Source organism: Planotetraspora mira (assembly GCF_016863275.1).
GTDB classification, from domain to species: domain Bacteria; phylum Actinomycetota; class Actinomycetes; order Streptosporangiales; family Streptosporangiaceae; genus Planotetraspora; species Planotetraspora mira.
Map to the genome: position 1 here is coordinate 156,597 of NZ_BOOO01000013.1, position 19,704 is coordinate 176,300.

Consider the following 19,704-nt stretch of genomic DNA (forward strand, 5'->3'; position numbering starts at 1 on the left):
TCCTTCAGTGGGCCACGGCCGCCGCGCCGTGCTCGTCCACGAGCGCGCCGGTGGTGAACCGTTCGAGCGAGAAGGGGGCGTTGAGCGGATGCGGCTCGCCGTGGGCGATCGTGTGCGCGTAGCACCAGCCCACGCCCGGCGTCGCCTTGAAGCCGCCGGTCCCCCAGCCGCAGTTGACGAGCAGGCCGTCCACGGGCGTCTTGCCGACCACGGGGGAGGCGTCCGGGGTGACGTCGACGATCCCCGCCCAGGTACGCAGGACGTGGGCCCGCGCGAAGATCGGGAAGAGCTCCAGCGCCGCCGACATCTGCTGCTCGATGATGTGGAACGCGCCGCGCTGGCGGTAGGAGTTGTACGGGTCGATGCCCGCCCCCATGACCAGTTCGCCCTTGTGGGCCTGGCTGACGTAGACATGCACGGCGTTGGACATGACCACCGTGGGGTGCACCGGCTCCAGCAGTTCCGACACCAGCGCCTGGAGCGGATGGGTCTGCACCGGCAACTCGACCCCGGCGGTCGCCGCGACGACGGAGGAGTGCCCCGCGGCGGCCAGGGCCACCGTGCCCGCCGCGATCCTGCCCTTCGTCGTCTGGACGGCCTGGACCCTGCCGTCGGCCACCTCGACGCCGGTGACCTCGCAGTTCTCGATCAGGTGCACGCCCATCGCCGCGGCGGCCCTGGCGAAGCCCCAGGCCACGTAGTCGTGCTTGGCGATGCCCGCGCGCGGCTGGTAGGTCGCGCCCAGCACCGGATAGCGCACGTCGGGCGAGACGTTGACGATCGGGCAGATCTCCTTGACCTCGTCCGGCCCCAGCCATTCCGCGTCGACGCCGTTGAGGCGGTTGGCGTGGACCCGGCGGACGCTGTCCCTGACGTCCTGCAGACTGTGCGCCAGGTTGAGCACGCCGCGCTGGCTGAACAGGATCGGGTACCCGAGGTCGTCCTCGAGCCCCTCCCACAGTTTGAGGGCGTGCTCGTAGATTCCGGCGCTCTCGTCCCACAGGTAGTTGGACCGGATGATCGTGGTGTTGCGGGCCATGTTGCCGCCCGCCAGCCAGCCGCGCTCCAGCACCGCCACGTCGGTGATCCCGTGGTTCTTGGCCAGGTAGTAGGCCGTCGCCAGCCCGTGGCCGCCCCCGCCGACGATCACCACGTCGTACGAGCGCTTCGGCTCGGGGCTGCTCCACAACCAGTCGGGATGCTCCGGGACGTCCCGCATCACGAACCATCTCCGGCGTTCTCGTCGGTGTAGAGCGGATGCTTGGCGGCCAGGGCCTCGACGCGTCCGCGCAGGTGGGCGATGGAGGGCTCGCCGCCGTCGCCGATCAGGGCCGCCGCGATGACGTCGGAGACCTCCTGGAAGTCGGCGGCCTGGAACCCGCGCGTCGCGAGCGCGGGGGTGCCGATCCTGAGTCCGGAGGTGACCATCGGAGGGCGGGGGTCGAACGGCACGGCGTTGCGGTTGACGGTGATCCCGGCCGCGTGCAGCCGGTCCTCCGCCTGCCTGCCGTCCAGTTCGGACTCGCGCAGGTCGACCAGCACCAGATGGACGTCCGTACCGCCGGAGATGACCCGCACGCCCGCCGCGGCGGCGTCGGGCTCGAGGAGGCGGTCGGCGAGGATGCGCGCCCCTTCGAGCGTGCGCCGCTGTCGGTCGGCGAACCAGTCGCTTGCCGCGATCTTGAAGGAGACCGCCTTGGCCGCGATGACGTGTTCGAGCGGGCCGCCCTGCTGACCGGGGAACACCGCCGAGTTGATCTTCTTGGCCAGCTCCTCCGTGGAGAGGATGACGCCGCCCCGCGGGCCGCCGAGGGTCTTGTGGGTGGTCGTCGTGACGACGTGGGCGTGCGGCACGGGGGAGGGGTGCAACCCCGCGGCCACCAGGCCGGCGAAGTGGGCCATGTCGACCATGAGGTACGCCCCGACCTCGTCGGCGATCCGCCGGAAGGCCGCGAAGTCGAGGTGGCGGGGGTACGCCGACCAGCCCGCGATGATCAGCTTGGGCCGGTGCTCTCTGGCCAGCCGCTCCACCTCGTCCATGTCCACGAGGTTGTCGCTCTCGCGCACGTGGTAGGCGACCACGTTGTAGAGGCGGCCGGAGAAGTTGATCCGCATGCCGTGCGTGAGGTGGCCGCCGTGCGCGAGATCCAGCCCGAGGATCGTGTCGCCGGGCTCGAGCAGGGCCGCCATGACCGCCGCGTTGGCCTGGGCGCCCGAGTGCGGCTGCACGTTGGCGGCCTCCGCGCCGAACAGCGCCTTCACCCGGTCGATCGCCAGTTGCTCGATGACGTCGACGTGCTCGCAGCCGCCGTAGTAGCGCCTGCCCGGGTAGCCCTCGGCGTACTTGTTGGTCAGGACGGACCCCTGCGCCCGCATGACCGACACCGGGGCGAAGTTCTCCGAGGCGATCATCTCGAGCGTGGACTGCTGGCGGTGCAGTTCGGCGCCGATCGCCGCCGCCACCTCGGGGTCGGCCTCGGCGAGCGGTATGTCGACCAGCGATTCGGGTGAGTTCAAGGCGGGTCCTCCAGAGGTGGTGCTCGTGCGGCGACCGCGTCAGCCGCGGAGGCGTTCCATGGCGGGGTCGAACAGTGGCTCCTCGGCGACGACCGCGGCGATCCGCCGGTCGAAGTACCCGATGTGCACCACCTGACCGGGGGTGGACAGCTCGGCGGGAAGCCAGGCGTAGGCGATGCCCTTGCCGATCGTGTAGCCGTAGGCCGCGCTCGTGACGTAGCCGACGCAGCGGTCGCCGTCGTACACCGGCTCCTTGCCCATGACCACGGCCTCAGGGCCGTCGATGGTCAGGCAGGTCAGGCGCCGCCGTACGTCCTGGCGGCGTTCGAGCAGGGCCTCGCGGCCGATGAAGTCGCCCTTGTCGGGCTTGACGGCGAAGGCGAGGCCCGCCTCGTAGGGATCGTGCTCGTAGGTCATGTCCGTGCCGAACGACCGGTAGCCCTTCTCCAGCCGGAGGCTGTTGAAGGCCCCGCGGCCGCCCGCGATGATCCCGTGCTCCCGGCCGGCCTCCCACAGGGTGTCCCAGAGCTTGGCGCCCATGTCGGCGGTCGTGTAGAGCTCCCAGCCGAGCTCCCCGATGTAGGACAGCCGTAGCGCCGTGACGGGAACCGCTCCGACGTAGGCCTTCTTGCCCCGGAAGTAGCGGAAGCCGTCCTTGGAGAAGTCGCGTCCGGCCAGTGGCGCGACGACCTCACGGGCGCGGGGACCCCAGATGCCGATACAGCATGTCCCGGCCGTGATGTCGCGGACGACGACCGTGCCGTCGGCGTGCCGGTGGAACCAGTCCAGGTCGAGGTTGCCGTTGGCGCCCACCTGGTAGTGGTCGCGGCCCAGCCTCGCGATGGTGACGTCGCTGCGGATGCCGCCGTCCTCGTCGAGCAGCAGGCAGTACGTCACCGAGCCGACGGACTTGTCGACGTCGCCGGTCGACAGGCGCTGGAGGAAGGCCGTGGCCCCGGGCCCGCTGACCTCGATGCGCTTGAGCGCCGACATGTCGTACACGGCCACGGACTCGCGGGACGCCTGGGCCTCCGCGCCGACGATGGGCGACCAGTGGCGGGACGCCCAATCACCGGGGTGGGGGATGTCCCTGCCGTCGACCAGGCCGGCGTTGGCGCCGTACCACTGGGGCCGCTCCCAGCCGGTCGCCTCCAGGAAGTACGCGCCGAGCTCGCGCTCGCGGGTGTGGAAGGGGCTGGTCCGCAGCGGCCGGAGGTTCGCCGGGGGCTCCAGCGGATGGATGATGTCGTAGACCTCGACGTAGTTCTGGCAGTCGCGGGCCAGGACGTAGTCGGGGGCGAGCTGGTGTTGCTCGAACCGGTTCACGTCGCACTCGTGCAGATCGAACGACGAGCAGTGGCCGTCGGCCAGCCACTCGGCCATGGCCCTGCCCACGCCGGCCGAGTGCGTCACCCACACGGCCTCGGCCACCCAGAAGCCCTTGACCTCGGGGGACTCGCCGAGCAGCGGCATGTTGTCGGTCGTGAAGGAGAACAGCCCGTTGATGCCCTCCTCGACCTTGGCGTCGCGGGTGTCCGGCAGCAGCGACTGGGTCTCGGCCCAGGCGGGTGCGAAGTCGTCCTCGGTGAAGGTCAGCACCGAGGGCATGACCTCTGCCTCGCCGAAGGGCAGGATCTCGTCGGAGGTGATCGGCAGGGGGCGGTGGCCGTAGTAGCCGATGCCCAGCCGGTCGAACCGCTCGCGGTAGTACAGGTCGGCGTCCTGGTGACGCAGGATCGGGCGGACGGCCTCGTCGGTCTGGCCTTCGAGAGCGGCGACGGGGCCGGTCCAGGCGAGCTGGTGCGCGAGCGGTGTGAGGGGGAGCGTCATCCCCGCCATGCGGGCGACCTTGGGCCCCCAGATTCCGGCGCAGCAGACCACGATGTCCGCGGGAATCTCGCCCTGGTCGGTCACAACGCCGGTCACTTGACCGTCCTCGCTGCGGATGTCGAGGACCTCGTGCCGGTCGAGGACGCGGACGCCGCGCTCACGCGCCTTCTCGAGCTGCACCTCGACCGCGCGTACGGCCTTCGCGAGGCCGTCGGTGGGGACGAACAGCCCGCCGAGCACCCGGTCCGTCGACAGGAGCGAGTGGCGTTCCACGCACTCCTCGGGGGTGAGCAGGCGCGCGTCGAGGCCCCAGGCGGTGGCCCAGCCGTGACGGCGGCGCAGTTCGGTGAGCCGCTCGGGCGTGGTGGCGACCTCGAGCCCGCCCACCTGGAGGAAGCAGCCGAGCGCGCTCAGCTTCTCGACCGTGTACCTCGCCATCTCGGTCATGGTCTTGGACGAGTTCGTCTGGAAGACCAGGCCGGGGGCGTGGGACGAGGAGCCGCCCGTGGCCGGTACGGGGCCCTGGTCGACGACCGTGATCTCGGTCCAGCCCTTGGCGGAGAGCTCTTCGGCGAGGGCGGCCCCGACGACTCCGGCTCCGATGATGACGACGCGCGGGCCAGCCATGTACACCTCCGTCGTTGCGCATGTCGAAACGTCATGCGCGTCCCGCAACAGCGTCCTATTCACCCCATATGCCTGTCAAGAACATCCTTCTCCCCTAAATCCCCCCGCCCTTTCCCGCGTGATCATGCACAGGTTCGGCGGGACCCCGCCCAGTCAGCCCAAACCCCCGGCGTGATCATGCACAGGTTCGCGAATGTATCCGGTGACCTGCACAGACTCCCCGCGTGATCATGCACGGGTTCGGTGGAACGGCCGATGGCCTGCGGGAATCTCGGTCGTGATCATGCGCAAGTTCGGGATCATGCCCGTCTATCGGCGGAGATTCATTTCGTGATCATGCGCGAGAGGGCTGCATGATCACGCTGGCCATCGGCGCTGGTCGGACCGTACATTCGCGAATCTGTGCATGATCACGTCGTGGATTCGGGCAGCTCAAGCCGCCTGCAGTCGAACCTGTGCATGATCACGACAGAGGTTCGCGCAGGTCGGCAGGCGTACCGCCGAAGGTGTGCATGATCACGCCGAGGGTTTGGGCAGGCAGAAGGGCGTGATCACGAATGTGTGCATGATCACGCCCGAGGGGGTTGGGGGGTTAGGGGGTGAACCAGTTTTGGGGGGTGGGGGAGATGTTCTGCCAGATGTGCTTGGGTTCGCGGTATTCGTTGAGGCCGGTCGGGCCGAGCTCCCGCCCGACGCCGGACTGCTTGAATCCGCCCCACTCCGCCTGTGGCACATAGGGGTGGTAGTCGTTGATCCACACGGTTCCGTGGCGCAGGCGCCGGGCCACCCGTGCGGCCTTGCCCGCGTCCTGGGTCCACACCGCGCCCGCCAGGCCGTAGTCGGTGTCGTTGCCGAGCCTGACCGCCTCGTCCTCGTCGCGGAAACGCTCGACCGTCAGCACGGGGCCGAACGACTCCTCCCGGACCACGCGCATCTCGCGGTGGCACTCGTCGAGCACGGTCGGCGGGTAGAAGTTGCCCTTCCCCGGCAGCCGCTGCCCGCCACAGCGCAGCACGGAGCCCTCGGCCACGCCGGCCGCCACGTAGGCCTCGACCTTGGCCAGGTGCGCCGCCGAGATCAGCGGTCCCGTCTCCGCCTCGGAGTCGAACGGCCCGCCCAGCCTGATCCGCGAGGCCCGCCGTACGACCTCGTCGACGAAAGCGTCGTGCAGCGAGTCCTCGACGAGCAGGCGCGCGCCCGCCGAGCAGACCTGTCCCGAGTGGAGGAAGACCGCGGTGAGCGCGAAGTCGACGGCGGCCTCGAAGTCGGCGTCGGCGAAGACGATGTTGGGGTTCTTGCCGCCGAGTTCCAGGGCGACCTTCTTCACCGTCGCGGCCGCGGAGGCCATGATGACCCGCCCGGTGGCGAGTCCGCCGGTGAAGGACACCATGTCGACGTCCGGGTGGTCCGCGAGCGGGGCGCCCACCGAGGCTCCCGCGCCGAGCACGAGGTTGGCCACGCCCTCGGGCAGCCCGGCCTCCTCCAGCAGCCGCATGAGCATGATGGCCGTGGACGGCGTGAGCTCACTCGGCTTCAGGACGAAGGTGTTGCCGGTGACGAGCGCGGGGGCGACCTTCCACGACGTCTGCAGCAGCGGGTAGTTCCAGGGCGTGATGAGCCCGCACACGCCGACGGGCTCGTACACGACCCGGCTGATCGCGTCGTCACGACCGGTGTCGATCACGCGCCCGGCGTCGGTCCCGGCGAGGCCGCCGAAGTAGCGGAAGCACTTCACCACGTCGTCGACGTCGTACTCGCTCTCCACCAGCCGCTTGCCGGTGTCGAGCGACTCGGCCGTGGCGATCTCCTTGCGGTCGCGCTCCAGGAGGTCGGCCACGCGCAGCAGCAGCGCTCCGCGCTCCCGCTCGGGCGTCCCCGGCCACGGTCCCTCGTCGAACGCGGTCCGCGCCGCGGCGATGGCCAGCTCGGTGTCGGCCCGGGTCGCCTCGGCGACCGTCGTCACGAGCCCGCCGTCGGCCGGCGAAAGAATCTCGCGGCTGCCGCCTTCGACCGGCTCCCGCCAGGTACCGCCGATGTAGAGATCTTTCAACGTGCTCACTTCACCTTCTGGTGACGGTAGAACTCGACCGGCTCGGCGGGCAGGGGGGTGTTGCCGAGGATCAGGTCGGCGGACTTCTCCGCCAGCATCATCACCGGGGCGTAGATGTTCCCGTTGGTCACGTACGGCATGGCCGAGGCGTCCACCACCCGCAGTCCCTCCAGGCCGTGCACCCGCATGGTCAGCGGGTCGATGACGGAGAGCTCGTCGACGCCCATCCGCGCCGTGCACGAGGGGTGCAGCGCGGTCTCGCCGTCCTTGGCCACCCAGTCGAGGATCTCCTGGTCGGTCGAGACGGAGGGTCCGGGCGACAACTCTCCCGCGTTGTACCGGCCCATCGCGGGCTGGTTGAGGATGTCACGGGCCACCCGCACGGCCTCGACCCACTCGCGCCGGTCCTGGTCGGTGGACAGGTAGTTGAACCGGAGCGCGGGGTGCTCCCGGGGGTCGGTGCTCTTGATCTTCACGGAGCCGCGGGCGTCGGAGTACATGGGCCCGATGTGCACCTGATAGCCGTGACCGCCCGCGGGAGAGCTGCCGTCGTAGCGGACGGCGACGGGCAGGAAGTGGAACATCAGGTTCGGGTACTCGACGTCCTCGTTGCTCCGGGTGAACCCGCCGGCCTCGAAGTGGTTGCTCGCCCCGGGGCCCTTGCGCAGGAACAGCCACTGCGCCCCGATCCACGGCCGCTTGTACAGCTTCATGGCGGGCTGCAGCGAGACGGGTTCCTTGCAGCCGTACTGGATGTAGACCTCCAGATGGTCCTGCAGGTTCTCCCCGACGCCCGGCAGGTCGTGGACGACGTCGACGCCGAGCGCCTTCAGTTCGGCGGCGTTGCCGACGCCGGAGAGCTGGAGCAGCTGGGGCGAGTTGATCGCGCCGCCACAGAGGATCACCTCGCCGGCCCGGACGGTCTTGCCGTTGTACTCGACGCCGACCGCCCGCTTCCCCTCGAAGAGGATCTTCGTGACGAACGCCCGGGTCTTGATCTCCAGATTGGGACGGTTCTTCACGGGGTGGAGGTAGGCGCGGGCGGCCGACAGGCGGCGCCCTCGCCGGACGTTGCGGTCGAAGCGGGCGAAGCCCTCCTGCCGGTACCCGTTCACGTCGTCCGTCAGCGGGTAGCCCGCCTCCTGGACGGCCTCGAAGAACGCCGAGAACAGCGGATTGCGCACCGGCCCGCGCTCGAGCACCAGCGGGCCGTCGTGCCCGCGCATGGGGTCGTCCGCGTCGGCCGCGAGGCAGGTCTCCATGCGCTTGAAGTACGGCAGGCAGTGGGCGAAGTCCCAGGTCTCCATGCCGGGGTCGGCTCCCCAGCGCTCGTAGTCCAGGGGGTTGCCGCGCTGGAAGATCATCCCGTTGATGCTGCTGGAGCCGCCCAGCACCTTGCCCCTGGCGTGGTAGATCCGGCGGCCGTTCATGTGCGGCTCGGGCTCGGACTCGTACTTCCAGTCGTAGAAGCGGCTGCCGATCGGAAAGGTCAGCGCCGCGGGCATGTGGATGAACACGTCCCACGGATAGTCCGGTCTGCCGGCCTCCAGCACGAGTACCCGGTTCGACGGGTCGGCCGACAACCGGTTCGCTAAAGCGCTTCCGGCCGATCCACCGCCGACTATGACAAAGTCGTACATGTCTGCCTCCCGGGCAGGATGATATTGGGCTGCGCAATAGGGTGCGTAATTCGCAACACGGGCTTGAGATGGACCGTGCCGTCCAACCCGCGCGCTACAGTCCGGCTATGACCGAAGATTCCTCCAGCACCCGGTCCGAAGGCGGTGGCGTCCAGTCCGTCGATCGCGCCATCAGCATCCTGGAGATCCTTTCGCGCCGCCGTGAGGCCGGCGTGAGCGAGATCGCTTTGGAGATCGCGGTGCACAAGTCGACGGCGTTTCGCCTGCTCGGCGCGCTGGAGGCCCGGGGTCTGGTGGAGCAGGCCGAGGACCGGGGCAAGTACCGCCTCAGCTTCGGGCTCGTCCGCCTCGCCGGAGGCGTCGCGGCCAGGCTCGACCTCACACAGCAGAGCCGTCCGGTGTGCCGCCGTCTCGCCGACGAGATCGGCGAGACGGTGAACCTGGCCGTCGCCCGGTCCCACTACGCGGTCAACCTCGACCAGGTACGCGGCCCGTCCGCGGTCACCGCCCACAACTGGGTCGGGCAGCTCACCCCGCTGCACGCCACGTCGAGCGGCAAGGTGCTGCTCGCCCACCTGGACGAACAGCAGCGCGACGAGCTGCTCGGCGTCTCGGGACTCGAGCGGTACACCCCCGGCACGATCACCTCGGCCGAGCAGCTGAGATCGGAGCTCGACGAGGCCAGGCGGCGGGGATACGCGGTGACCGTGGAGGAGTTCGAGATCGGGCTGAACGCCATCGCGGCCCCCATCCGATCCCACGACGGCGAGGTGGTCGCCGCCGTCAGCGCCTCGGGCCCGGCCTACCGCTTCAGCGAGAAGCGGATGCACGAACTCGCGCCGACCCTCATCGCCGGTGCGGATGACATCAGCCGCCGCATGGGATACGGCGGCTGAGCCGTCCGGCGATCCTGAGGAGATCACTCGCCGGCTAGGCGAGCGTCGTGCCCAGGCGGTCGAGCACCCACTCGTGGAAGCCGCCGATGTGGTGCTCACTCGGCACGAGCACCCCGCCCCTGGCGTACGCGCGGGAGCCCATCCCGAGCTGGGTCCGCTCGCAGGCCTCGAAGTCCTGCACGTTGACCCGGTGGAACAGCTCGATGGACGAGTCGAGATCGCGGCCGCTGTCGACCACGTCCTTGCGGAACAGCCAGTCGCACTCGACCACCGTGCGGTCCACCGCGAGCGGGAACATCCGGTGCAGGATCACGTGGTCGGGCACGAGGTTGATGAACACCAGCGGCCTGACCGTGAGCCCGTAGTAGCGGCGGTTCTGGTCCTCGCTGACTCCGTCGATCCGGTCGGCTCCGGCCGAGCCGTCCACCGTGAAGCCCTCGATGTCTTCGCCGAACTCGGCCCCGTGACCCACGGACAGCTGCGTGGCGAGCCCCTCGGCGAACTCCGGGATCACCTCGGTGAGCTCCGGGTGGATCGTCGCGCAGTGGTAGCACTCCATGAAGTTCTCGACGATGAGCTTCCAGTTCGACTTCACGTCGTAGACGGTCCGCCGGGCCAGCCCGAGGTTCGCGACGTCGTAGTTGTGGATGGAGTCGAGGTCGCCGAGCCGTTCCACGACCTGGCCCTGCACCTCCTCCTCGAACGGCGTGGGGTCGTCGGCGAGGTTCACCCACACGTACCCGAGCCACTCCCGGACGTGGACGTTGATCAGGCCGTACTCGACCCGGTCGATGTCGGGCATCTTGGTGAGGTTGGGCGCGGCGATGAGCTTGCCCTCGAGGTCGTACGTCCACGCGTGGTAGGGGCACTGGAAGGCCCGCTTGACCTCGCCGCACTCCTCGGCCTTGATCCGTGCGCCGCGGTGGCGGCAGACGTTGAGGAACGCCCGGATGGAGTTGTCCCGCGCCCGCGTGACGAGCACGCTCTCCCGGCCCACCTGCACCGTCTTGAACGCGCCCGGCTTGGCCAGATCGGCGGCGCGGACGACGCAGACCCACATCGACTCGAAGACGCGGGCCTGCTCGAGGGCGAAGATGTTCTCGTCGGTGTAGTGACCGCCGGGCAGGGTGGCGATCACGCTCGGGGGCAGGCTGCTCGTGGTCACGCCGCCTCCTTCGCGGGCCGCGCTCCGGTGGACGCTCCGGCCGTTGGCTGGTTCACATGCACTCCCTATCCCTCAACCCGTGCTGACGGTGCCTAGCCTGCGGCGCCACCGGGTGAACTGGCGGACCTGGTCCACCCCGAGCACCGCGACGGGCCGGTCCTCCCGCCGGTAGACGGCGAGAAAGCTGCGGGCCGCCACGTCGCCCTCCTCGACGGTGACCGAGTCACCGGGGCGCGTGTGACCGGCGAACTGGATGCGCATGCCGTACTGGTCGGACCAGAGGTACGGCGGGGCCTGCGGAGGAGCGGGTGCGGTCCCGCCGGACAGGAGCGTCGCGGCGGCGACGGTGGGCCGCTGCACCGCACCGGTCCAGTGCTCGACCCGGTGGTGGTGCCCGAGTCCCGGATCGAACCAGGACGCGCAGTCGCCGACCGCGACGACGCCGGGCACGCTCGTGCCGCCTCCGGAGTCGCAGAGCACCCCGTCGCCGAGGTCGACCCCGCTGCCCTCCAGCCAGCCGGTCTCGGGCCGCGCGCCGATGCCGACGAGCACGACGTCCGCGTCCAGCCGGCGCCCGTCGGCGAGCAGGACCCCGTCCACGCGGTCGTCTCCGGTCAGGGCCTGTACGGCGACGCCGCAGATCAGGCGGACTCCGCGGTCTTCGTGGAGGGCGCCGAGCGCGGTGCCCATCTCCCCGCCGAGCGCCCTGGCGAGCGGCGCGGGAGCCGTCTCCACGATGGTCACGCCGAGGCCCAGATCGCGAGCCGTCGAGGCGACCTCGGCCCCGATGAAACCGGCGCCGATGACGACCAGACGGCGGCCGGTCACGAGGTCCGCGCGCAGCGCCAGAGCGTCGTCGAGCGAGCGGAGCGTGTGGACTCCGCGCAGTGAGGGGGAGTCGCCGGGGAGGGAGCGGGCGGTGGCGCCGGTGGCCACCACGACGCCGTCGGCGGCGATCGACGTTCCGTCGGCGAGCAGGACACGGCGATCGTGGCGGTCCAGGCCCGAGGCCCGGACGCCCAGACGCCACTCCGCGCCGAGATCCTCGTCCTCGGTCTCGAGCGCGAGGTCGGCCTCGGTGATCCGGCCGGCGAGGAACTCCTTGGACAGAGGAGGCCGGTCGTAGGGGCGATGACGTTCGGACCCGATGATCGTGAGCGTGCCGTCGAACCCCTGGTCACGCAGTGCCCGGGCGGTGTACAGGCCCGCCAGCGACGCTCCGACGATGGCGACGGACCTCATGCCGGCCTCACACGGTCCTCGCGCGGGCCCCTGGCGGCAGGTTGGGCGGCAGGTCCGACGGGACCACGTAGACGGTGCCGTCCTCGACCACCACGCCGTGCGTCCTGACCGGCAGCTTGGCCGGAGGACCGTCGGCGTGACCGGTCCGCAGGTCGAAGCGGGAGGCGTGCAGCGGGCACTCCACCTCGCAGCCCTCCAGCCAGCCGTCGGCGAGTGAGGCGTCCTGGTGGGTACACGTGTCGTCGACCGCGTACAACTCGCCGTCGTCGGTGTGGAAGACCGCGATCGGCGGTTCGACGGTGTCGAGCCGGAATGCCTCGCCCCGGGGGAGGGCCGCGAGGGCGCACGCAGGGATCATGCGGCAAACCCCAGTTTCGTCTGACGGAACAAGCAGCACTATGCGCAACAGCGTGACCGCGCACGAGTCTGATGTCAAGAGGCGACATATCGGGCTAAATCGTGGTACTTGAATGGCGCGACGGTCCTCGCGCGAGGTCCGCCCGGAGCGGCCGTCCGGGCTTCGCGTCCCCGGGAGAACGAGGTTCCGGCACAGGTAATGTGCCGGTCTACTTTTGCCCTTATATGGGCCTTTCATGGATTTCTTACGGTTACCTTCAAGAGGGGATCTGACCTGGACATTTCCGCCAAAGAGTGAGCCGCGTTGGGAGGCGGACGGTTGCTTCTTCCGGACTCGGTCCGCGCACGTACCACGATCGCCGTCGCGGGATTCGCTCTGCTCTTTCTCACCGCCATCGGCACGAGCATCGACTTCCTGGTCGTCGGCGGGATCCGGGCCCAGATCTTCCAGGAGGCGCAGAGGGCCGCCGCCAACTACCTGGGCACCGTGCAGCCCGGATACACGCCGCGGCCGGCTCCGAAGACGCGCATCGACCTCGTCCAACTCGTCGACTCCCGCGGCCGGGTGCTGACGGCCAGTCCCGCGGCGGCGGGCAGACCGGCCCTGAGCACGGCGCGCCCTCCTGTCGACGACCGGATGCAGGATCACACCGTGTGCGACGCACGGGGGGAGTGCGTCATGCTCGCCGCCGTGAGGGTGGCGCCACTGGAGACCCGCGTCATCTGGCACGGTGAGCCGCACTACCTCTACGCGGGAACCACTCTGCCGCCCCTGCTGGCGACGCACCGGCTCGAGTTCCTCACCGCTGCCGTGATCACGCTGGCCACCGCCCTCATCGCCTGGGGGAACTGGTGGGTGGCGGGCCGCAGCCTCCGCCGGGTGGCGGCGATCCGCGCGACCATGGCGGAGATCACCGCGAGCGACCTGAGCCTGCGGGTGCCCGAGCCACCCGGTCACAATGAGTACGCGCTGCTCGCCCGCACCGCCAACCGGACCCTGGCCCGGCTGGAGGAGGCGGTGAGGCAACAGCGCCGGTTCGCCTCAACCACCTCCCACGAACTCAGGACGCCGCTCACGGGTCTCCGCGCCCGTCTGGAGGAGGCGTTGCTCTACCCCCACGAGGTCGACCCCCACGAGACCATCCGGGAGGCCGTGTCCGTCACCGATCGACTGGAGACGATCGTCGACGACCTGCTGGTGCTGGCCCGGCTGCGCGCCGGCGACCCGGCCGCACACGAGCCGGTCGACATCGGTGCGCTGGTGATAGAGGAGGCGACCGCCCAGGTGGGCGGAGTGCCGGTCCACGTCCGCGCGCGCCGCGATGTGTACGTCCTGGGCAATCGGATCCAGCTGATCCGTGTCATCGACAACCTCCTGGCCAACGCCCGGCGGCACGCCTCCACGAGGGTCGAGGTCACCGGTCGGCGCATCGGCGACCAGGCCGTGATCACGGTGTGCGACGACGGCGACGGCATCGCGCCACAGGATCGTGAGCGTGTCTTCGAGCGCTTCGTCCGCCTGGCCGACGGACAGCGCCGCGAGCCCGGGGGCAGCGGGCTCGGCCTGGCCATCTCCCGTGACATCGCCCATGCCCACAACGGAACGCTGCTGATCGAGGACTCGCCGGAAGGCGCCCGATTCGTCCTGCGGCTGCCCCTGAAGCCGGCCGTGCAGGCGACCACGCCGGGTGTCCCCATCGAGGAGTTCTCATGACGATCGGCGACCAAGAGGTCACAGACGAGTTGATAGCCGCGTTCAACGCGCATGATGTCGGGAAGGCGGCGAGCTTGTTCAGCCCGCGTGCCACCTACGTGTGCCCGGGCGGCATCGCCGAGGGACGGGAGGAGATCGCGTCCTACTTGGCGCTCTACCTGGAGGGGTTCCCCGACATCACGCTGACGCCCCACGGCAAGGCCGAGACGGGGGATCTCGTGGTGCTGGAGTGGACGGTCACGAGCACCCATGCCGGGCCGTTCCTGCTGCCCACCGGAGAGATCGTCCCGCCCACCGGCAGGCACGTCGTCGTCCGCGGCTGCGATCTCCGCACCATGGACGACGGACTGATCGCCAGTCAGCGCGTCTATTACGACCAGTTGGAGATGATCACCCAGATCGGTGCCGACCGCCCCCTCGGATGACCCCCGGCGAGCGTACGGCCCCGCTCGCCTCTCGCCGACAGCGAGGGGGCGGGCGGGGCCGCCGGTTCACGAGACGCCGGGGGGTTCCGGTCGAGCGGCTTCTACGGGGTGCTTCGGACGGGCGGGGATTCGGACGGGTGGGATCCGTTCAGGCGCGGGCGGGGGCCGCGCTGCGGGCTTGGAGGGTGGTCAGCAGGCCGACGACGACGGTCACGGCCCCGGCGATCCACGCGGTCCACGCAGCGGCCGAGGTGCCGTCGAAGCCGAAGGCCCAGGGGGACACGAACAGCAGTGCCCCGAACGCGGCGGTGACCCAGGAACTCGCGCCGCCGGCGCCCAGGATCGCCCACAAGGCGGACACGATCAGGAGTGTCCCGAGGATGAGCAGTGGCTGGCCCGCGGCGCCGGCGTTGTCGGCCCAGAAGAACGGCGCGAGCGCCGCGACCAGACCGGCCAGCAGGGCGACGACGTCGGACAACGATCTCGTGAGATCCATCCGTGCCTCCGAAACATGGGAGAGATGACCCTTTGATCCGACCATGTTCCTGATTGACCGACCGGTCAATGTTCCAATTCGTCAGGATTTCCTCACCATCCGTAATCCCTGGCGGTGAGATGGGGCGGCCGTTCCCGGCGGCTCAGCCCGCGGGGTCGGTCCTGCCGGTCAGGGTCATCGGGGCGATCGGAGTCCGCGCCGGCATCGGGGCGAAGGCCCGCTCCGTCTTACGGCCGCTGCCGCTGAGGACCGTCCTGACGGTGACAGACCCGGTCTCTTCCTGGCGCGGCGCCGCGAGAGGCAGCCTGAGCACGAAGCGCGCTCCGCCGAGATCGGATTTCTCCACGTGCAGGGTGCCGTGGTGGGCCACCGTGATGTCGCGGGCGATCGACAGGCCGAGACCTGTTCCGCCGCGGTTGCGGCACCGGGCGGTGTCGAGGCGGGTGAACCGGTCGAAGATCTGGTCCCTGTCCGCCTCGGGGATGCCGGCGCCGTCGTCGCTGACGCTCAGTTCGGCCATGTCGCGGTCGCGGCGCACCTCGACCCGCACGCGGCGTACGGCGTGGCGCCGGGCGTTGTCGAGGAGGTTGACCAGGACCCGGTCGAGCTGTGCGGGAACGCCCTCGACGATGATCCGGGGGGTGAGCCGCAACTCGACGGCGGGTCCGCCCCCACAAGGGGGGACACCCGTACGTACCAGGCAGTCGAGGTCCACCTGCTGCCGCTCGACCGGCTCGTTGGCGCCGACCCGGGCCAGCAGGAGCAGGTCGGTCATGATCAGCTCGAGCCTGTCCACGTCGCGCAGCGTGTTCTGGAGCAACTCGGGGATGCCGTCCGCGTCGGGATGGAGCAGGGCCTCCTCCAACTGCGCGCGAACGCCCGCGATGGGAGTGCGCAGTTCGTGGGAGGCGTCCGAGGTGAACCGTCTCTGCTGTTCGAGCGCTCGTTCCGTGCGCTCCTGCGAGCGTTCCAGCCGCCGCAGGGTGTTGTTGACGGTCTGCGCGAGCCGGGTGATCTCGTCGTCCCCGGAGGGCTCGGGCACGCGGCTGCTCAGACTGTTGGCGTTGATCCCCGCGAGTTCGGCCCGGATCCCCTCGACGGGCCGCAGCGTCCGGCCGGTGACCTTCCACGTGGCCAGGGACGCGAGCGCCAGCAGGCCGAGGGCCTGGGCTCCGAACAGCAGGTCCAGCACTCCGGTCGATAGTCCGTGCGGCGTGGACCGGCCCGCGTACACCACGGGGGAGTCGGCGGAAGGCCCGACCCGCACGGCGGCGAGCCGCACGCAGCCGACACGCGGATGGCCGCAGGTCTCCAGGTCCTTCAGGGAACCGACGGTCGGCTGGACGGTCGCCAGCGGGCCCAGGCCGCGTGCCGCGTCCGAGGACGCGGTGATCTGATGTGCCGGTGACACGACCTGGATGAGATCGATGCCGGGGACCTGCGGCGTGATCCCGCCGATCGCCCGCCCGGCACGGATCTCGGCGGCGGTGAGGGTGGCCTGGCTTCTCGCGTCCAGCCAGGCGGCCCTGGCGAAGGCCTGGCGGGCCACCACCGCGCCGACCACGGCGGCGGGCACCAGCAGGAACGCGGCGACAACGGTGACGAGCAGCGTGACACGGCCGCGAATCGTTCGCGGCCCGGGGAGACGTGCGGATAGCGGCATGACCCGTCGTCCCCCTGTCGTCGTGCGCCCGGGCCCGCCGAAGGCCTCCGGCGGGTCGTATTCATGGTGGCCCGAGAACCCTTTGCTCCACATCGCACGTCCGCGTAGCTTGCGCCCCAAGGCGCCGCGGAGCCGCTGCCATGGCCCCCACTTGCAGGCGCCGGCGGGAGAAGTGGTGTCATGACTTCATGGGAGGCTCGTCCTCGCACGACTCGGGGTCCGCGGCCGACTTCAAGTCGTCGTCGAGGCCAGGCTGGCGTGGCCGGGAGCGGGAATGGGCCGCGGTGGCCCGGGCCCTGCGGGCCGCGGCGGAGGGCCGGGGTGGCGTCCTGCTCGTCGAAGGCCAGATGGGCATGGGGAAGAGCCGGCTCCTGCACGAGGCGGCCGAGGTGGCGGAACACACCGGCTTCGCCGTCCTGCGGGGCACGGCCGATGAGCTGAGCCAGATGATGCCCCTGATGCCGCTGATATCGGCCCTGGGGGAGTCGCCGCACGCGCTGCTCACGGGGATGGCCGTCTCCGACGTCCTCGATCTCCGCCTGCTGATGACCGAGCAACTTCGATCACGGCTGGAGGGCCGGGCGGCCCAGGGCCCCGTGCTGGTCACCCTCGACGACCTCCACTGGGCGGACTCCACGACCATGCTGGCCCTCAGGACGCTGGCGGCGGATCTCGCGAGCTATCCGCTGGTGTGGATGCTCGCCCTCGCCAGGGGGTCGGGCGACGACCCTCCTCGCCTGGACCGGCTGTTCGAGGCGCTGGAACGCGACGGCGCCACGCCGGTCCGGCTGGGCCCGCTCACGGACGACGCCGTTGCGCAGATCGTCGAGGATGTCCTGCAGGCGTCCCCGGGACCGGACGTCCTCGCGCTATCCGGCGCGACGGGCGGCAATCCGTTCCTGCTGGTCGAGCTGCTCGGAAAGATCAACGAGGAGGGCGCGGTCCAGATCGACGGGGGCCACGCGCGGCTGGCGTGGGCGGAGTTGCCCTGGGTCCGGGCGATCACGCGCAAGCGCCTGGACGGGCTGTCGGCGACCACCCGCCACATGCTCCAGGTCGCGGCGATCCTCGGCCGCTCGTTCGCCGTCCATGATCTGGCCGAGATGCTCGGTGAGCCGGCGAGCCGCCTGCTGCCCGCACTCGAGGAGGCGACGGCCGCGGGCGTCCTGGTGCCGTCGGGTGATCTGCTGGCGTTCCGCCACGACCTCCTGCGCCAGGCCGTGACGGACGCCGTCCTCCCTCCGGTGCGCCTGGCGTTGCGCCGGCAGGCGGGCGAGATGCTGCTCAACAGGGGAGGAAGCACCGTCCCGGCAGCCGCCCACCTCGTGCACAGCGCCCGCCCCGGCGACACCCGGGCGCTCGACGGTCTCGACAGGGCGGCTCGCGAGGTGCTCTGCGCCTCCCCGCAGACCGCGGCCGACCTCGCCCTCCGGGCGCTGGAGCTCACTCCTGACGACGATTCCCACCGGTTGGCGCGCACGGCGGCGGCCGTCGACGCCCTCACCGTCACCGGACGGCTCGCCGAGGCGGCCGATCTCGTTCGCGAGGCCCTGGCCACGCTGCCCGACGCGAAGTCCGTGGAACTGCGGTGCAAGCTCGCGATCATCATGCTGCTCGGCGGCCAGCCGGGCGAGTCCCTGGCGGAGGCGGAGATCGCCCTCGCCCAGCCCGACCTCCCCCCGGACCTGTCCGGCGTCGTCGAGCTCTCCTGGTTCAAGGCACTGATCGCGCTGAACGAGTTCAAGCGCGGCGAGGAGCGGGCAGTGGCCGTCCTCGCCGACCCCGTCAGGTCTTCTGACGCCAGGGTCGGCGCGCTCCTGCTGCTGGGGCACCTCAACTTCCTCGACGGGCACGTCGAGGCGGGGCTCGACCAGCTCCGGGAGGCCGTCGTCATCGCGAGTGAGGGATCGATCTCGGCTCGCCTGACCCATCCCCGGCTGCTGCTGGCCCGGATCCTCACGTGCATGCAGCGGGTGGAGGAGGCCGAGACGAACATCCAGGCCGCGGAGGAGGAGGTCCGCGGGGAGGGCCACACTCCCTACGCCGCGAACCCGGCGTTCTTCCGTGCCCGCCTGCGGCTCGTCGCCGGCCGGATGGACGACGCCTCCGTCGAGGCGCAGACCGGCCTCTCCCTCGCCGAAGAGTTCGGCACGCACGCGTTCGAGTTGTTCGGCTATGCCGTGCTCGCCATCGTCGCCGTGCGCACCGGTGACATCGCGGCGGCGACCCGCCACATCGAGAGTTACCGCTCCGAGCAGGCCGCGCTCGGCCTGAGGTTCGGTTCCCTGTGGGGACTGTGGGCCCTGGCCCTGTTCGCCGAGGCCACGGGGGGGCCGGGGGCGGCGAAGGAGATGCTCGAGAGCGCCGACCGCACAAGGCGCATGTGGCTGCTCGTCGTGGAGCCCCCCTCCGCGGCCTGGATGACCCGGATCGCGCTGATGACCGGCGACCGCGAGACCGCGGAAGAGGTCGTCGAAGCCGCCGAGCGCCTCAAGCGCGACAACCCGGGTTTCCCGGTTCTCGCCGCGGCGGCGGACCACGCACGAGGGCTCCTCGACGGGGACTCCGCCAGGCTCTCCCGGGCCGCGGCCTCCTACCGGGATCCATGGAGCCGGGCCTCCGCGTCGGAGGACCTCGGCGCCCTGCTGGGGAGCACGGCGGGCGCGCCCGACACCGACGCCGCCGTCCTCTGCCTGGAGCAGTCGCTGGAGGGCTACGAGCGGGTCGGCGCCCTCCGTGACGTCGCCCGCGTGCGAGCCCGGCTCCGCCAGCTGGGGGTGCGGCGGAGGCACTGGACCTACAGCGAGCGGCCGTCGACCGGTTGGGGCAGTCTCACCGAGACGGAGGGCACGGTCGCCTCCCTCGTGGCCCACGGGCTGACCAACCGTCAGGTCGCCACCCGGATGTTCCTGTCACCGCACACCGTGTCGTTCCACCTACGGCAGGTCTTCCGCAAGCTCGGCATCGGCTCGCGGGTCGAGCTGGCGAGACTCGCCGCCGAGCTCGCACCGGAGGAGAACGAGGTCCCGACGCCGTCGTCCCCCGACCGCGCCCGCCGTCCGCGTCCCCGCTGACCGGCCGG

The 19,704-nt window shown here is 70.6% G+C and carries 14 protein-coding genes; 4 read left to right on the forward strand and 10 right to left on the reverse strand.

Annotation, left to right across the window (positions count from 1 at the left end):
- Window positions 1-4: 4 nt before the first annotated feature.
- The 5 genes from Pmi06nite_RS11965 to betA form a co-directional block, all read right to left on the reverse strand.
- Entirely contained in the window at window positions 5-1,219 is a 1,215-nt protein-coding gene (locus tag Pmi06nite_RS11965) for a sarcosine oxidase subunit beta family protein (protein ID WP_203952987.1), read from the reverse strand.
- Window positions 1,219-2,517, reverse strand: coding sequence for a serine hydroxymethyltransferase (gene glyA, locus Pmi06nite_RS11970; protein WP_203952988.1), 1,299 nt, complete (start codon window positions 2,515-2,517; stop codon window positions 1,219-1,221). The genes Pmi06nite_RS11965 and glyA overlap by 1 nt, the downstream gene beginning before the upstream one ends.
- Window positions 2,518-2,556: 39 nt before the next feature.
- Window positions 2,557-4,974 (reverse strand): GcvT family protein, encoded by a 2,418-nt coding sequence (locus Pmi06nite_RS11975; protein WP_203952989.1) that lies wholly within the window; start codon window positions 4,972-4,974, stop codon window positions 2,557-2,559.
- 592 nt (window positions 4,975-5,566) lie between these two features.
- Window positions 5,567-7,033, reverse strand: a complete 1,467-nt coding sequence (locus Pmi06nite_RS11980) for an aldehyde dehydrogenase family protein (RefSeq protein ID WP_444544146.1) — start codon at window positions 7,031-7,033, stop codon at window positions 5,567-5,569.
- Window positions 7,030-8,664 (reverse strand): choline dehydrogenase, encoded by a 1,635-nt coding sequence (gene betA / locus Pmi06nite_RS11985; protein WP_203952990.1) that lies wholly within the window; start codon window positions 8,662-8,664, stop codon window positions 7,030-7,032. The genes Pmi06nite_RS11980 and betA overlap by 4 nt, the downstream gene beginning before the upstream one ends.
- 107 nt (window positions 8,665-8,771) lie before the next feature.
- Between betA and Pmi06nite_RS11990 the strand changes: the two genes are divergently transcribed.
- Complete coding sequence (locus Pmi06nite_RS11990) at window positions 8,772-9,560, forward strand: IclR family transcriptional regulator (protein WP_203952991.1); 789 nt, start codon at window positions 8,772-8,774, stop codon at window positions 9,558-9,560.
- Window positions 9,561-9,594: 34 nt separating this feature from the next.
- Here Pmi06nite_RS11990 and Pmi06nite_RS11995 read toward each other — a convergent pair whose 3' ends face one another.
- The 3 genes from Pmi06nite_RS11995 to Pmi06nite_RS12005 all read right to left on the reverse strand — a co-directional run bounded on the left by Pmi06nite_RS11995 (window position 9,595) and on the right by Pmi06nite_RS12005 (window position 12,325).
- Window positions 9,595-10,725, reverse strand: coding sequence for an aromatic ring-hydroxylating oxygenase subunit alpha (locus tag Pmi06nite_RS11995; protein ID WP_203952992.1), 1,131 nt, complete (start codon window positions 10,723-10,725; stop codon window positions 9,595-9,597).
- 72 nt (window positions 10,726-10,797) lie between these two features.
- The gene (locus Pmi06nite_RS12000; RefSeq protein WP_203952993.1) at window positions 10,798-11,967 is read right to left on the reverse strand and encodes an NAD(P)/FAD-dependent oxidoreductase; all 1,170 of its coding nucleotides are present in this window, start codon (window positions 11,965-11,967) and stop codon (window positions 10,798-10,800) included.
- A 7-nt stretch (window positions 11,968-11,974) separates the two neighbouring features.
- The gene (locus tag Pmi06nite_RS12005; protein ID WP_203952994.1) at window positions 11,975-12,325 is read right to left on the reverse strand and encodes a bifunctional 3-phenylpropionate/cinnamic acid dioxygenase ferredoxin subunit; all 351 of its coding nucleotides are present in this window, start codon (window positions 12,323-12,325) and stop codon (window positions 11,975-11,977) included.
- A 318-nt stretch (window positions 12,326-12,643) separates the two neighbouring features.
- Between Pmi06nite_RS12005 and Pmi06nite_RS12010 the strand changes: the two genes are divergently transcribed.
- Window positions 12,644-14,038: a sensor histidine kinase gene (locus Pmi06nite_RS12010; RefSeq protein ID WP_203952995.1), complete on the forward strand. Its 1,395-nt coding sequence runs from the start codon at window positions 12,644-12,646 to the stop codon at window positions 14,036-14,038.
- Window positions 14,035-14,463, forward strand: a complete 429-nt coding sequence (locus Pmi06nite_RS12015) for an ester cyclase (protein ID WP_203952996.1) — start codon at window positions 14,035-14,037, stop codon at window positions 14,461-14,463. Before Pmi06nite_RS12010 ends, Pmi06nite_RS12015 begins: the two co-directional genes overlap by 4 nt.
- A 148-nt stretch (window positions 14,464-14,611) precedes the next feature.
- Here Pmi06nite_RS12015 and Pmi06nite_RS12020 read toward each other — a convergent pair whose 3' ends face one another.
- Together Pmi06nite_RS12020 and Pmi06nite_RS12025 are read right to left on the reverse strand one after the other, a co-directional pair.
- On the reverse strand, window positions 14,612-14,959 hold the full coding sequence (locus tag Pmi06nite_RS12020) for an SPW repeat protein (RefSeq protein WP_203952997.1): 348 nt from the start codon (window positions 14,957-14,959) through the stop codon (window positions 14,612-14,614).
- Between the two features lie 142 nt (window positions 14,960-15,101).
- Window positions 15,102-16,622, reverse strand: a complete 1,521-nt coding sequence (locus Pmi06nite_RS12025; protein WP_203952998.1) for a sensor histidine kinase — start codon at window positions 16,620-16,622, stop codon at window positions 15,102-15,104.
- 188 nt (window positions 16,623-16,810) lie between these two features.
- Here Pmi06nite_RS12025 and Pmi06nite_RS12030 point away from each other — a divergent pair, with 188 nt between their 5' ends.
- The gene (locus tag Pmi06nite_RS12030) at window positions 16,811-19,696 is read left to right on the forward strand and encodes a helix-turn-helix transcriptional regulator (RefSeq protein ID WP_203952999.1); all 2,886 of its coding nucleotides are present in this window, start codon (window positions 16,811-16,813) and stop codon (window positions 19,694-19,696) included.
- The last annotated feature ends 8 nt before the right edge of the window (window positions 19,697-19,704 follow it).